General features: G+C 60.5%; 15 protein-coding genes and 2 pseudogenes. 12 read left to right on the forward strand and 5 right to left on the reverse strand.

The features are described 5' to 3' along the window. Positions 1-148 precede the first annotated feature (148 nt). Complete coding sequence (gene bioB, locus KQH60_RS07410; RefSeq protein WP_237575849.1) at positions 149-1210, forward strand: biotin synthase BioB; 1062 nt, start codon at positions 149-151, stop codon at positions 1208-1210. Positions 1211-1227: 17 nt separating this feature from the next. Then, positions 1228-2176, forward strand: a pseudogene (locus KQH60_RS07415) (aminotransferase class I/II-fold pyridoxal phosphate-dependent enzyme); the annotation flags it as partial. Between the two features lie 31 nt (positions 2177-2207). Here KQH60_RS07415 and KQH60_RS07420 read toward each other — a convergent pair. Beyond that, positions 2208-2534 (reverse strand): annotated as a pseudogene (locus tag KQH60_RS07420) (porin); the annotation flags it as partial. A 341-nt stretch (positions 2535-2875) separates the two neighbouring features. Between KQH60_RS07420 and KQH60_RS07425 the strand changes: the two are divergent. The 7 genes from KQH60_RS07425 (at position 2876) to KQH60_RS07455 (ending at position 9671) form a co-directional block, all read left to right on the forward strand. Next, positions 2876-3856: a LysR substrate-binding domain-containing protein gene (locus tag KQH60_RS07425; RefSeq protein ID WP_237575850.1), complete on the forward strand. Its 981-nt coding sequence runs from the start codon at positions 2876-2878 to the stop codon at positions 3854-3856. Positions 3857-4084: 228 nt separating this feature from the next. Next, positions 4085-5290: an ABC transporter substrate-binding protein gene (locus tag KQH60_RS07430; protein WP_237575851.1), complete on the forward strand. Its 1206-nt coding sequence runs from the start codon at positions 4085-4087 to the stop codon at positions 5288-5290. 12 nt (positions 5291-5302) lie between these two features. Beyond that, complete coding sequence (locus KQH60_RS07435) at positions 5303-6220, forward strand: branched-chain amino acid ABC transporter permease (protein ID WP_237575852.1); 918 nt, start codon at positions 5303-5305, stop codon at positions 6218-6220. 14 nt (positions 6221-6234) lie between these two features. Further along, entirely contained in the window at positions 6235-7272 is a 1038-nt protein-coding gene (locus KQH60_RS07440; RefSeq protein WP_237575853.1) for a branched-chain amino acid ABC transporter permease, read from the forward strand. After that, positions 7269-8039, forward strand: a complete 771-nt coding sequence (locus KQH60_RS07445) for an ABC transporter ATP-binding protein (protein WP_237575854.1) — start codon at positions 7269-7271, stop codon at positions 8037-8039. The genes KQH60_RS07440 and KQH60_RS07445 overlap by 4 nt, the downstream gene beginning before the upstream one ends. Further along, positions 8036-8752 carry an ABC transporter ATP-binding protein gene (locus KQH60_RS07450; protein ID WP_237575855.1) on the forward strand — a complete coding sequence of 239 codons (717 nt, stop codon included), beginning with the start codon at positions 8036-8038 and terminating at the stop codon, positions 8750-8752. The genes KQH60_RS07445 and KQH60_RS07450 overlap by 4 nt, the downstream gene beginning before the upstream one ends. 55 nt (positions 8753-8807) lie before the next feature. Further along, positions 8808-9671 (forward strand): alpha/beta hydrolase, encoded by an 864-nt coding sequence (locus KQH60_RS07455; protein WP_237575856.1) that lies wholly within the window; start codon positions 8808-8810, stop codon positions 9669-9671. An 86-nt stretch (positions 9672-9757) separates the two neighbouring features. Here the strand turns inward: KQH60_RS07455 and KQH60_RS07460 are convergent, their stop codons facing one another. Next, a complete protein-coding gene (locus KQH60_RS07460; protein WP_237575857.1) occupies positions 9758-10102 on the reverse strand; it encodes a hypothetical protein in 345 nt (114 codons plus the stop codon). Between the two features lie 202 nt (positions 10103-10304). On the opposite strand from KQH60_RS07460, the gene KQH60_RS07465 reads away from it, so the two are divergent. From KQH60_RS07465 to KQH60_RS07475, 3 genes are read left to right on the forward strand one after another with little or no spacing between them, the layout of a single operon-like run. Next, entirely contained in the window at positions 10305-10847 is a 543-nt protein-coding gene (locus KQH60_RS07465) for an AMP-binding protein (RefSeq protein ID WP_237575858.1), read from the forward strand. Then, positions 10847-11722 (forward strand): FAD/NAD(P)-binding protein, encoded by an 876-nt coding sequence (locus tag KQH60_RS07470; RefSeq protein ID WP_237575859.1) that lies wholly within the window; start codon positions 10847-10849, stop codon positions 11720-11722. Before KQH60_RS07465 ends, KQH60_RS07470 begins: the two co-directional genes overlap by 1 nt. 32 nt (positions 11723-11754) lie before the next feature. Then, positions 11755-12285, forward strand: a complete 531-nt coding sequence (locus tag KQH60_RS07475) for a hypothetical protein (protein ID WP_237575860.1) — start codon at positions 11755-11757, stop codon at positions 12283-12285. 310 nt (positions 12286-12595) lie between these two features. Here KQH60_RS07475 and KQH60_RS07480 read toward each other — a convergent pair whose 3' ends face one another. Genes KQH60_RS07480 through KQH60_RS07490 form a run of 3 tightly spaced genes read right to left on the reverse strand, consistent with a single transcriptional unit; the run spans position 12596 to position 13495 of the window. Continuing rightward, entirely contained in the window at positions 12596-13252 is a 657-nt protein-coding gene (locus tag KQH60_RS07480; protein WP_237576088.1) for an alpha/beta fold hydrolase, read from the reverse strand. Then, positions 13161-13361, reverse strand: coding sequence for a hypothetical protein (locus KQH60_RS15010; protein WP_237576106.1), 201 nt, complete (start codon positions 13359-13361; stop codon positions 13161-13163). The genes KQH60_RS07480 and KQH60_RS15010 overlap by 92 nt, the downstream gene beginning before the upstream one ends. Continuing rightward, the gene (locus KQH60_RS07490) at positions 13358-13495 is read right to left on the reverse strand and encodes a hypothetical protein (RefSeq protein ID WP_237575861.1); all 138 of its coding nucleotides are present in this window, start codon (positions 13493-13495) and stop codon (positions 13358-13360) included. The genes KQH60_RS15010 and KQH60_RS07490 overlap by 4 nt, the downstream gene beginning before the upstream one ends. Positions 13496-14063 lie beyond the last annotated feature (568 nt).

The raw sequence follows: 14063 nt of genomic DNA on the forward strand, positions 1-14063 counted from the left end.
CGGCGTGAGCGTTGTAAATAGATAGATTATCTATTATTTAAGCCGGGTGGTCCACACCATCACGGCCATGACGCGCCAGCGACGCGCGTCACGCTTATCTGTGGCCCCCGGGCCGTTTGAGTTCCCACTCGCACAGGAGTCTCTGCATATGTTGATTAGGACAACAGAATCGTCTGCCCATTCCTTCAAGCTGTCCGGCGACGACGCAGCGTTGTACAGCGACGACGCAGCGCCGATCCGGCATGACTGGACGCGCGAGCAAATTGCAGCGTTGTTCGATTTGCCATTTGATGATCTGCTATATCGCGCGCAGACCGTGCAGCGACGCTATCATGCCGGCCGCGGCTTACAAATTTCGCAATTGTTATCCATCAAGACGGGCGGATGTCCAGAGGACTGTGGCTACTGCAGTCAATCGGTCCATGCCGAGACCAACTTGAAAGCGAGCGCATTGATGAGCGTGGACGCGGTGCTGCAGGCCGCCGCGCAGGCAAAGGCCGCCGGCGTGCAGCGCTTTTGCATGGGAGCCGCATGGCGCAGTCCGCGCGAGCGCGATTTGGAGCGAGTCTGCGCGATGGTCGAGGGCGTGAAGGCGCTGGGTTTGGAGACCTGCGTGACGCTCGGCATGCTGACCGACGCACAAGCGCAGCGCCTAGCAGACTCCGGCCTGGACTACTACAACCACAACATTGACACGAGTCCCGAATACTATCCATCGGTGATCACCACGCGTACGTTGCAGGAGCGGCTTGACACACTCGAGCACGTGCGCAACGCGGGCCTGAAAGTTTGCTGCGGCGGCATCGTCGGCATGGGGGAGTCGCGCGAGGATCGAGTCGGCATGTTGCAGACATTGGCCAATTTGCCGGCACACCCGGAGTCGGTGCCGGTCAATTCCCTGATGCGGATCGAAGGCACGCGGCTCGCGCACGAGCGCGCCGTCGACGGGTTGGAGTTCGTGCGCACGATCGCGGTGGCCCGCATCGTGATGCCGACGTCCGTGATACGGCTCTCGGCCGGGCGTGAGCATATGAGCGACGAGCTTCAGGCGCTGTGCCTGTTCGCTGGCGCCGGCTCGGTGTTCATCGGCGAGAAGCTATTGACCACACCTAATCCCGCTCCCAGTCAGGACCGTGAGTTGATCGACCGGCTTGGCGTGACGAGCCAGGAGTCGACCCCGATCCAATGGTTCGCCAAATCACGGCAATGAACTCCAGGAACACTCGCGTGAAGCTGATCGAATCACTCGGGCGTGGCTTGTCGGACCTCGATGCAGACCACTTGCGCCGGCATCGGCGCATTGCCGACAGTGCGCGCAGCGCGCGGATGAGCGTGGACGGGCGACGCATCGTGGGTTTTGCGAGTAACGACTACCTGGGATTTGCCGCGCATCCAGCGTTGATCCAGGCGTTGGGCGACGGGGCGCGACGCTATGGCGCCAGCAGCGGGGGCCCCACCTGCTGGGCGGTCATTCGCGCGCGCATGCGCAGGCCGAGCAAGACCTGGCCGCGTTCTGTGGCGGCTTTGTCGACGACGCTCGTGCATTGTATTTTTGCACCGGCTACATGGCGAACCTGGCCGTACTGACCGCGCTGGCTACTTGCGACGCGGCGATTTTCTCCGATGCGCTGAACCATGCGTCGCTGATCGACGGCACGCGGCTGTCCCGTGCGCGCGTGCAGATCTATCCGCATTGCGATACCGAGACCCTGGATGCGATGTTGGGCGCGAGCGACACGGCGACCAAAGTGATCGTCAGCGATGCGGTGTTCAGCATGGATAGCGATGTCGCGCCGCTCGCGCCATTGGCCGCGCTGGCTGAGCGGCACAGCGCGTGGCTGGTGCTGGACGATGCCTACGGCTTTGGCGTGCTGGGCCGGGACGGCCGGGGCTCGCTCGACGCAAGCGGCGTGCACAGCGAGCATATCCTCTACGTCGGCACGCTGGGAAAGGCGGCTGGAGTTGCCGGCGCGTTCGTGGTGGCCCATCCGGACGTGATCGAATGGTTTGTGCAGGGAGCGCGAACGTACATCTTCACCACGGCCGCGCCCCCCGCAATCGCGCATGCAGCATACTCGCGGCGACGTTGGACGACGCGGGTCTGTGGGTGCCGGCCATCCGGCCGCCGACGGTTCCGCCTGGCACGTCGCGGCTGCGGATCTCGCTGTCGGCCGCGCTCGTAGGCGAGGCGCGAAACGTACCATTTAGATTGTCAACGTGCCGGCGTGCGAATCAATGCCGACATAGGCGCTGCGGCCAAACAGTCGGTTGTTCTGTCCGAGCACGCCCGTGGACGGACCGAATCCATTTTCCAGCAAGAACGCCGCGCGCATGCCACCCCCTAAGTCCTCCGCTGCGCGCAGCCCCCAGCGCGAGCCTTGTGTGGCGCCGCTTTGCAGCTGAAAGTTGTGTCCTCCGTTCTGGTTGATGGTGTACGTCAGGCCTTCGTCGACGATCCCGTACAGTGTGACGCTGCTTTGCGCGAGGCAAGGCGCTGCCGCACCGATACAAGTACAGGCCAGCGCAAGCGTCATTATATTTTTCATCTGACTTCCTTCGATCAATGCTCGCTTGTGCCAGCGGAGCAGATAGGTAGGTGCCCGACGGCACCCACGCAGAACGATGGGCGTGTCGGAAAGGCCAGCCCAATCTAGGCGCCGGTACACAAAAAAATAATGAAAATTCCAGGCCGTTATAGTTCAAACGGTAATATCAGCCGACCGGTCTGATCGACGGCCCGCACTGCGGGGCGCTTACGCTGTACGCGGATGATCGGGATCGCACATTTCTGCGTTACGCTACGGGGGCCGGCCAAGGGAATGTGCCGGCGTGCCCTTGCTTGGGCCGATATATGGAGGATCGACGAGACTTCACGATGAACGAAAACGTACGCCAACCCTTGCCGCACATCCATAAGCTCACGCACGTTTCGCTGTCGCGCAAACTCAAGTTGCAGCAGTTGATTCTAATCGCCAAGGTCATTGACAGTGGGTCACTGCTGCGCGCTGCTAATGAATTGAGCATGACGCAGCCGGCATTGACCAAGTCCATCCAGGAATTGGAGGCATTCTTCGGCGAGGCATTGTTCGAGCGCACGAACCGCGGCGTCGTGCCAACAGAACTGGGTCGGCTACTGGGCCGTCGCGCTAAATCGATGATCACCGAACTGCGTTACCTGACCGATGAGGTCAATGCTCTGCAAAGCGGCACGGCCGGGCACGTAATCGTTGGCACTTTAATATCGGCGTCGGCCCGACTGCTGCCGGTGGCGATCCGCAAATTGAAGGAGCAGGCGCCCGATATGCTGATCACGGTGCGCGAGGGGGGGACCGCGCAGTTGTTCCCGGCGCTGGCGACCGGCGAGCTGGATATCGTGGTCGGCCGCTTGCCCGAGCGCGAGTTGCCGCTCGCCAATGCGTTCCCGTTGCAGCACGAGGTCCTATTCCAGGAATCGATGTGTGTGGTGGTCGGTGCCCGGCATGCGGCAGGCCTGCCCGCGCAACCAGGCCTTGCCGACTTGACGCACTTGCCGTGGATCGTGCCACTTGGCGATTCTCCAGTCCGCTTGCGGGCTGAACGGCTGTTTCATGACGCCGGCTTGCCGATGCCGGTCGATCGTGTCGAGTCGCTGTCAATGCTGACCAATCTCGGCTTGTTGCTTGAGCGACCCTGCGCGGCGCTGATGCCGCGCGCCGCCGCACGTCAGTTCATCGATGCGGGTTTGTTGGCGATTGTCGAGATCACCGAGGCGGCAGACTTTGGCGCCGTAGGGTTTTCGGTCCGGGCCAACAAAAAAATCAGTCCTGCGTGCATGCGCTTCGTCGCCTGCCTTCGGGAAAGCGCGGCCCTGGTTTAGGGCGCGCTCGACGGCGGATAGATCGCTATAACGATAAGGAATAGCGCATCCTGAAAAGGTTATTATTGTTTATGGTCAACGCCGCTTAGACTGGCTGCACTGATCTGATTCGTAGACCTGGTGCGCGGCTCGGGCAGGTCGCCGCGGGGATGTGGCGACGACATACCGGGACCCGGCCGCCGTGCCGTCCGCTGAATCGATATAACAGCCTCGTCAGGAGACCCACGCATGACCGACCGAGTCGATCACTCCGCGCTGTGGTGCTGCGGCGCCCGCATGCTGATTGCGCTGACTGCTGCCATACTGTACTCAATGCCAGCGCAAGCGGCCGAGCCGGGGCCGCTAAAAATCGGCTTCCTCGGGACATTGTCAGGACCCGGCGGCGCGCTCGGCCAGGACCAATACGATGCATTCATGCTGGCTGTCGAGCAAAAAGGCGGCAAGCTGGGCGGTGTACCGGTCCAGGTGCTGCGCAAGGACGACCAACTCAAACCGGATGTCGCGCTCCAGGAAGCCCAACAACTGATCAAACGCGATGGGGTAAAAATCATCACCGGCGTGACGTTTTCCAACGTGATGATGGCGATCCACAAACCGGTGACCCGCGCCGGCGTGTTTTTGATCGGTTCCAATGCCGGCCCCACGCAACTTGCCGGACCGGGGTGTTCGCCGCTGTTTTTCTCGACCTCATGGAACAACGACGAACTGCATGAGGCAGGGGGCCAATTGGTGCAGGACTTGGGCTATAAGCACGTCTATGTGATGGCCCCGAACTACCAGGCAGGACGTGACGCGATCACGGGCTTCAAACGCGATTACCACGGCACGATCATCAACGAGGTGTACACGCAGGTCAACCAGCCTGATTACTCGGCCGAATTGGCTCAGTTGCAGGCTGCGCGCCCGGACGCTGTCTATGTGTTCTATCCGGGGGGCATGGGCGTGAACTTCGTCAAGCAGTATCGGCAGGCTGGTTTGCTGGGCAAGATCCCGTTGATTTCGGCCTCGACGATCGATGGCACGACATTGCCGGCGCTCAAAGAGATCGCGGTCGGCGCGATTACCGTCGCACCGTATGCGCCTGATCTGAAAAACGCCCAGAATGCGCAATTCGCCTCGTCGTTCGAGTCTAAGTACGGGCGCAAGCCATCGATGTACGCGGCGCAGTCCTATGATGCGGCGAACCTGCTCGATGCGGCGCTGTCGGCTGTCAAGGGCAACGTGGCGGATCGCGATGCGCTACGTGCCGCACTGCGCACCGCGCATTTTCAATCGGTGCGGGGCGCCTTCAGCCTGAAATCCAACCAATTTCCCCGTGCCGGCTTCTATCGCGTCGACGTCGTACGCACTGCCGCCGGTGCCGCGTTTGAGAGCAAGAATCCGGTCGTGCCGAAGTCCCGCACGCCAGTCTTGCAACAGTGCAAAATGAACTGAGCGGATGCCACAATGAACCTGACGTTGGCGATCATGCAGTGCCTCAATGGCCTGCAGCTCGGCATCCTATTGTTCTTAATGGCGGCCGGCCTCACGCTTGTGTTCGGTATTGCGAACTTCGTCAACCTGGCGCACGGCTCGCTTTACATGATGGGCGCTTTTGTCGGCGCGCTTGTGTACAACCTGACAAGTTCGTTCATGTTGGCGACGCTGGCCGTTGTTCCCGCCATGATGGTAGTGGGCATCGCGCTGGAAGCGGGGATATTCCGCCGTCTCTACACACGGAGCCATCTCGATCAGGTGCTTGCCACGTTCGGGCTGATCTTGTTCTTCAACGAACTGGCCCGCATTTTATGGGGGCCTTCTCCTTATTATATGGAAGTGCCGCCTTCGTTGTCCGGCGCCATCGACGTATTCGGCATCAATTACCCCGCCTATCGGCTGCTCATCGTGGCCGCCGGTATTGGCATTGCCCTGAGCTGCTACGTCGTCATTCATCGCACCCGCGTGGGCATGCTGATTCGCGCGGGCGCGACACATCGTGACATCGTCGCCGCGCTGGGCGTTAACATGGGATTGCTCAATGCGTTGTTGTTCGGCGTTGCCGCTGTGCTGGCGGGCGTTGCCGGGTTGCTTGCCGGTCCGATCTTGTCCGTGCAGCCTGGCATGGGCGAGCCCGTTCTGATCCTGACGATGGTGGTCATCGTCATCGGCGGGATTGGATCGATCCGTGGCGCTTTCTACGCGGCACTGATCGTCGGCGTGGTCGATACGCTCGGCCGTACGCTGCTGCCGGTAACGCTGCGCGCGCTGCTGGAGCGCAGCGCTGCCGACAGCGCTGGGCCTGCGCTCGCATCGATGCTGATCTATATCCTGATGGCAGCCGTGCTCGCGTGGCGTCCGCAAGGGCTTTTTCCGGTCAAATACTGAACAGGCGCACGATCATGTCGATCCCTTTAGCCGCGCGCCGTACGGCGCGCTCAACATCGAGCAGCCACGACCTAGGCACGCGCGCGACGCTCGCCGGCAGGATGTCATGGTTGGTCGTGGCCGCGTTGATCGCGGTGCCGCTTTACGCACAGGCGACCCATCAACCGTTCTTACTGACACTGGTCACGCGCATCGCGATTTTCGCCATCGCCGCCATGTCGCTGGATCTGATATTGGGCGTCGGCGGTCTCGTGAGCTTTGGACACGCGCTGTTCTTTGGGCTGGGCGCTTATGCCACCGGGATGCTCGCGCAACACGGCGTGACCAGCGGCTGGCTGCATTTGCTTTGCGCGGTCGCGGTCAGTGCGCTGGTGGCTGCGGTGACTGGGGCCATCGCACTGCGCACCCGCGGCATCGCATTCATCATGATTACGCTGGCGTTTGCGCAGATGTTTTACTTTTTTGCGGTCGGTCTTCGCGAGTATGGGGGCGACGATGGCTTCGCGCTGGCTGCCGGCAGCCAGTTCGGCGCCGTGCAGTTGACTGACCCGCTCACGCTATACGTCGTATCCGCATGCCTGCTGATAGCGCTGCTCGCGTTCGGCAGACGCTTCCTGCACACTGCAATGGGCCTGACACTGGGTGGCATTCGGATCAATGAGCGCCGGATGCAGGCGCTTGGCATACCCACTACGCGATGCAAACGGGCCGTTTATGTCGTTGCCGCGGCATTGGCGAGCATCGCTGGCATGCTGTTCGCGAACCTGACCCAATTCGTGGCTCCGTCGTATCTGTCCTGGACGATGTCCGGCGACCTGATCGTGATGGTGGTGATCGGCGGCGCCGGCACGTTCATCGGCGCAGTGCTCGGCACGTTTGCGATCGTGTTGGCAGAAGAGGGGCTCAAAGCGATGACCGAGCACTGGATGCTCGTCATGGGGCCGTTGATCGTGGTGGCGGTGCTCGTCAATCGCCACGGGCTCGCAGGGCTGCTCGAGTCGTTCGGCGCACGCATGGGCCGCGGCCCCCAGGTGTCGGGAGAGCAGACATGAGTTTGTTGCAAGTGACGGAATTGGTCAAGCGTTATGGCGGCTTTGTCGCGACCGACCATTTCAGCATGACGATCGAACCGGGCGAGATCCATGCGGTCATTGGGCCGAACGGGGCAGGCAAGAGCACGCTGATCGCGCAACTGGCCGGTGAGTTGCGCCCGGACGCAGGCACGATCATGTTTGACGGCCGCGACGTGACATCGACAAGCATGAGTCAACGGGCGCGGCGCGGCTTGACACGCTCATACCAGATCACGTCTGTGCTCCCGGACTATACCGCTCTGCAGAATGTCATGCTCGCGGTCAATGCGCTCGGGCCACGGCGTTTCGGCTGCTGGGGGGCACTTGCGCGCCAAAGCCGTGTACGCGAGCCCGCGCTGGAGTTGCTCGAGCGTGTCGGGTTGGCGCAGCGCGCGCATGTAAGCGCGGCGCGGATGGCACATGGCGAGCACCGTCAGTTGGAACTGGCGATGGCGCTCGCCGGCCGGCCCAAGCTGCTGTTGCTCGATGAGCCCATGGCCGGCATGAGCCAGGCCGAGTCAGAGAACATGACGGCACAGCTGCACGAACTCAAAAGCCGTCATGCGATGTTGCTGGTGGAGCACGATATGGACGCGGTCTTTGCACTGGCTGACAGAGTCACTGTATTGGTCTACGGCAAGTCGATCGCGACGGGGCATGCCGACGAGATCCGCACGGATCCCCGCGTGCGCGAAGCCTACCTCGGTGATGACACGGCGCCGCATGGCAAGGAGGAACACGCATGACGGGCCGATTGCTTGAAGTCGAATCGCTGGTAGCGTTTTATGGCCGCAGCCAAGCGTTATTCGGTGTCGATCTGTTGGTCGACGACGGTCAGTTCGTGACACTGCTGGGTCGTAACGGGATGGGCAAGTCCACGACAGTCAAGTCGATCACCGGCTTGCTGCACAGTTGCAAGGGCGTCGTTCGCCTCGGTGGCAAGCCGGTGCATTCAAGCGCGTCCTATCAGATCGCGCGGGCCGGCATCGGCCTCGTGCCGGAGGGCCGACACGTTTTCCCGACCTTGACGGTGCGCGAGAACCTTGTTGCGACGGCGCGCGCCAGCCACCCGCGGCAACGGGGGCAGTGGACGCTGGAGCGTGTCTACCAGCTGTTTCCAAGGCTCAAGGAGCGCGAGCGTCATCTCGCTTCGAACCTGTCCGGTGGGGAGCAGCAGATGCTTGCCATCGGCCGCGCCTTGCTCACCAATCCGCGCTTGCTGATCCTGGACGAAGCGACAGAAGGATTGGCGCCGTTGATTCGCGCGGAAATCTGGCGATGCCTTGCTGAACTGAAGCGGACCGGATTGGCGATCCTTTGCATCGACAAGCACCTCGCATCGCAACTGGCGATTGCCGACCATCACTATCTGATGTCCAAGGGGCGCGTGGTCTGGCACGGCGACTCGGCACAGCTACGGGCACAGGCGGACAAGTTGAGCGCGCACCTAAGCATTTAGCGACGCGGCAGCTGGCGCGTCGTATCATGCATTTCAAACTGACAGCGGGATCATCATGTCGTTTGACTTGACATTTTCCGACCTTGCCGAGCGCGCGGTTCAGTACAATGCTCGCGCGTCCGTGGCCGACTTCGATGCGCAAATGCGCCTATACGCGCAGCTAGCCGAACGGTCCCGGCAAGCCTGCCCGGCGATACTCGACCAACGCTATGGCATGGGACAGGCCGAGCGCATCGATATCTTTCCGGCCGTCGCGGCCGGCCAGCCCGCGCCGCTCTTTGTCTACATCCACGGTGGGTATTGGCGTTCGCAGCGCAAGGAAGATGCGTGCTCGATGGCACAAGCGCTGACGAGCCATGGCGTGGCGGTGGCGATGGTTGAATACACGCTGTTGCCCGAGGCGACGCTTGCCGAAGTCGTTCGCGAGGTGCGCAGCGCGGTCGCATGGCTGTATCGCCATGGCGGAACATATGGCATTGATGTCCAGCGGATCATCGTCTGCGGCAGCTCGGCGGGAGCGCATCTGGCGGGCATGCTGTATGGCGATGACTGGCAACGTGCGTTCGAGGTTCCGACCAACGTCATCAAGGGGATTGTTGGTCTGAGCGGGCTCTACGATATCCGGCCGTTATGCGACATCAACGTCAACGAATGGCTACGGCTCCATCCGGAGCAAGCAGCGTTGCTCAGCCCAGCGTTGCGGCTGCCGCACGACGGACCGCCGGTGGTATTGGCGCTCGGAGGCCTGGAGACAGCCGGCTTCAAACACCAGACCTATCATTTCCATGAACTGCTGGTCGCAAGAGGATTGCCGGTACAACTGGTGCAGCAGCCGGATTGCCATCACTTCAATCTAGTCAACGAGCTCGCCGATCCATCCAGCAAACTGTTCCGCACCGCGCTGACCCTGCTGCAGTAGAGCAGGGCAGCCGCGGCCGGTGATACGTCATGCCGCGCCGGCAGGACGCGACATGACGTGATCGGGTAACAAGCCGGGTAACGCGCCTACCCGCTGTAGCGATAACTCGCCTGGCCGAATACGTTGCGCGGCGATATTGCCCATCGATGACATGCGCGCATTTCACATTCAAGTATAGCGACGACGATTTGCCGCGCGCCGAAACCATCCCCTGCCCGCACGCGTACTTTGCCTAGCGCCGCAGGCAGCGGTGCCGTCCCAACAGTCATTTGCCCGAGCGTGAAGAGCTCGCGCAGGATATCGGCTGTCAGATACGGTGTTACGGTGCGGGGCTGGCTCTCGTTGCTCAGGTCAGAGCGCAGGCACGCCAACACGACCATGTTTGGCCGCTTGCGCACGTTGCTGCGCCGCGATGTCGTCCACACGCTCATGCCGATGTCCTAGCACGGAGGGGCCATAACGGAGAAGCCATAGTCGGCGTTTAGCACTGACGTCAGCGTGTAGCCGGCCATGCCGCCGGGTCGGTATGCGACCAGCGTCGGCGAAGCGCCGAACAACGCTGGCGGGATGGGTGCAAGAGTCGTCCGGCATACCCGAGCCCGGGTCCTAGAGTGACCATTCCCCGGCAGCGAGTTGAAAATCCTGGATGAACAGGGCCGCAGTGTGCGCCGTGGCTCGATCGGAGAGCTGTTCATCGGCGGCGCAGGTGTGGGGCTAGGATATATTACCCATGATTCGCGCATGGCCGGCCGCTACTTGAGAGCCTTGCCGGGCCAGCGGCCGGGCCGCTGGTACCGCACGGGCGACCTCGCGTCATTCGATGGCAAGTACTACAAGCTACACGGCAGAGCGGATGCGCGGATCAAGGTCAAAGGCCGGTTCGTTGATCTCGTCGAGGTCGAAGGCGTGCTACGCGAGCATTGCGACGTGCTCGATTGCGCGATAACGACCGTACCCGACGGGGATGAACTCAACTTGGCGGTCGCCATCGCGACCGCACCGGGCGCCGTCCCGAATCCCGGCCAGTTGAGCGATTTCCTGCAGCGAAAGACCGGCCAAGCGGTCATGGCCAATCATATTTGGTTCGTGCCGAAGCTGCCTGCGACACTGAGCGGGAAAGTCGATCGTCGCGCGCTGCATGTGCTGGCCACAGGACAATTGATGGGAGGTGCGTGATGAGAGTGCTACAGATTGGTGCGGGACCTTGCGGGGTGACGGCTTTTCGACAGCTATACAAACGGCTCAACGCAAGCTGCGACTGGCTCGACTACGTGATCGCCGATGCCGGCACGCCAGGCAGCGGCTTGGCTTTTGGGACGCAGTTCAACACCCATATCCTGAACCTGCCTGCCTCGACAATGAGCGTGGATCCGGACAATCCGCTGGAATTCGTGCAATGGCGCTCGCACTACCAGGCTTTCTGGGACGATGGCAGCTATACAGGTGATGACGCCTGGTCGGAATTTCCGCCGCGCCGCTTGTTTGGTCAGTACGCTAGCAGCGTGATGCACCGGTTACTGAACGGCGCTAGCAACGCATCGCTAGTCAAGCGGCGTGTCTGCTCGGTCAGCGAGGTGGCGGGTTGCAATAAATTAGTGGTGCAATACGACTCGGGCGAATCCGAACTGTTCGACAAGGTGATCCTGTGCGTCGGGCACTTGCCGGTATCGCCTTTGTTCAGCGCCGATCATGCCCGATACCGTCCATCACCCTATGTCAGTCTTGATGTCCCGCCGCACGCATCGGTCGGGATCATCGGATCGACGCTCACGGCCATCGATGCCGTGCTTGCGTTGAAGGAATCGGGTCATGTTGGCAATGTGACCATGATGTCCCGTAGCGGTAAGTTGCCCAAAGTTATTGACCTAAGACCCCCATCGTACGATTCTCAAGCATTTTTAAAATGCCTGCAAGCGGACCCTCGGACCTCGTCAAAGTCGCTTATTGAAATGCACCGAATGGAAATCGAGCGCGTCGCGGGTGGGCCGGCAGCACTGCGAAAGCAAGCGTTGGCCTCCTCACCGATGCGGCATCGCTTAGGGCGACGCTAGATGGGCTGGGAGAAGGGAACGATTGGCAGAACGTGCTGCTCGCTTCGTATGGCGTTGTCGATAAACTCTGGGGTAGGCTGGATGAGCATGACAAAGCAGATTTCCTACGGCGACACTACGGGTTGTGGATGACTTATCTAGCGGCATTCCCGCCCGTGAGCGCGCGAAGGTTGCTTGAGCAGATGGAGCAGGGACGGCTGAGCTTGAGCGGGGGCCTGGCCAGCACCGAACCCGTGCACGGCGGCTTCGAATTGGTCACGGAGGACGGCTCCAGGCAGTTTGTCGAGTATCTAATTGACGGACGAGGCGTCGGCTACGGCGTTGACGAGTTGAAGCGCGATCTGCTCACGGGGCCTTTGATGGAGCAAGGATTGATCAACCCGCACCCGCATGGCGGCCTCCAGATCGATCGCATGACGTACGAGGCGATTGGCAAGACAGGCGAAGTCACCCGAAATTTTCATATTCTTGGTGACTTGACCAAAGGGGAGTTCCTGGCAACTACCGATGTCGGCCGATGCGTTGCTCATAGTGTCCGGCTTGCTGACGCGATAGCACGATAGTGTAACGTCGCCGGTAGCGTCGAGAGCCCGAGGGCATCATCACGGCAAGCCACGCGCTGCCGCTGGTCATTCAGAGGAGCCGCCTTTATTGCGATGGGGTTGCTCTTCAAGACTGGCGCAGCCTACCCGCGCCCGGGCATCCAGGTTTCATTGGCCATACTATCGTGGCCGAAGGCCAACGACTGTCGCCTCAACCTGCCTTATTCGGTAGATCGTACCCCTTCGAATGCGGGGCGCCGCTCGATGCGGGGCGGCGCGCCCGTGCGTCTATGCTAAGCGTGACGGCACCCTGGTTCGTCCTGAGCCCGACTTACGACGGACGCAGTTGCTCCGAGAAAAACGAGCGGGTACGCTCGGCGATGACTTCTTTGTCAAAGTCGAGGGTCGCGACGTGGAAAGAATTTTGAAGCACTAACAGCCGTTGGTCAGTCGAACTGATGCCATTCAGGATGACCTGCCCATTCGCCGGCGGCACGACATGATCTTCCGGGGAAACCATGACCAGAGTCGGACAAACGACTTTCGGCAGCAGATCTCGTGTCACGTTCATCAAGCCATAGATTTCCTTGATCGTAGATACCGGGATTTCGCGGTATGCCACCTCGGTAACATCCGGGTCCTTGACGTCGTTGCCTACACCGACAACGTAGTCCGGCGCCTCTTTTTTGTATGCCAGCTCAGCCAGCGCGTGAGTTCCGAAATAAAGGCACGCGTTGATCGGCACAACGGCCTTGATCTGCTGAGCGTACTGTGCGGCCATGTACAAGGTGAGGCAACCGCCCATTGACAGTCCCGCCATGAAAATTGTCGTACATCGCTGGGAAAGTAGCGCCAGCCCGTCTTCCAGCGAGCGGATCCAGTCGGTCGCCGTTGTTTCAGCCATTGCGGCAGGCGAGTCGCCATGCCCTTTGAGCCGCGGCGCGTGGACCGTCCAGCCTTCCTTGTTGTGCAGATACTCGCCCCAGATACCGCATTCCCGATGTCGTGCCGGTGTAGCCGTGTGACAGCAGCACACCCACTTCATTTCCTTCCAGTAGGAAGGGCTGTCCGTTTTCTCGATAGATTTCCGGCGTCATGATTGTCGTGCTCCTGTGGTGATTGTGTTACTTACGATGGCGGCAAAGGTGATGGCCAGTCGCCGAATAGTGAATTTACCGAACTCCTTGGCCTCCACTACGGTGCGCGTCGGGCAGAACAGGGCAAACGTCATCACGGCAACTACCGGATTCGATCGTGGGCGCCCCCGACATCATGGAGGCGACGGACAAAGACTAAGTCGTGCAGGCGGAGCTGACCGAATTTCCTATGTTTCCGATGGAGTCCGCCGGTCAAGTCAACATCTCAAACGTGCTTAAAAATTTTATTTTTTCAAAAGGGTTAATTGTCTAGATATAGATAACGTAATTGTTGCATAATTTTTCTTCTACTGCTGCTTCCAGTTAACATTCCATGCTGCTTACGTGCTTTTCTATACTGATTCTGGCGTTTTGGCAAAATAAAAATTGCTTGGCTGGTTTTCGATTTAAGTCTATAGTGACTTCACCTCATCGGAAAACTATGCACGTGAGAACGGGACTTCATTCTCGTACACGGTGCGGGGTATCAAAAGAATGGGGTGATTCGTCGGCAGTCGCGACTGCCGTTTCATACAGGCGATGTCTGGAGAACGCAATGACGAAGTACCCTAACTTAGCCCCCATTACGTTGTCCTTATGCGGTGCGCCCGTTTTTCTATCTCTCTAGTCTCGAACCGCTCTAAAAACTTTGACGCAATGATG

Origin of the sequence: Mycetohabitans sp. B8 (assembly GCF_021991875.1) — a bacterium.
Lineage (GTDB): Bacteria > Pseudomonadota > Gammaproteobacteria > Burkholderiales > Burkholderiaceae > Mycetohabitans.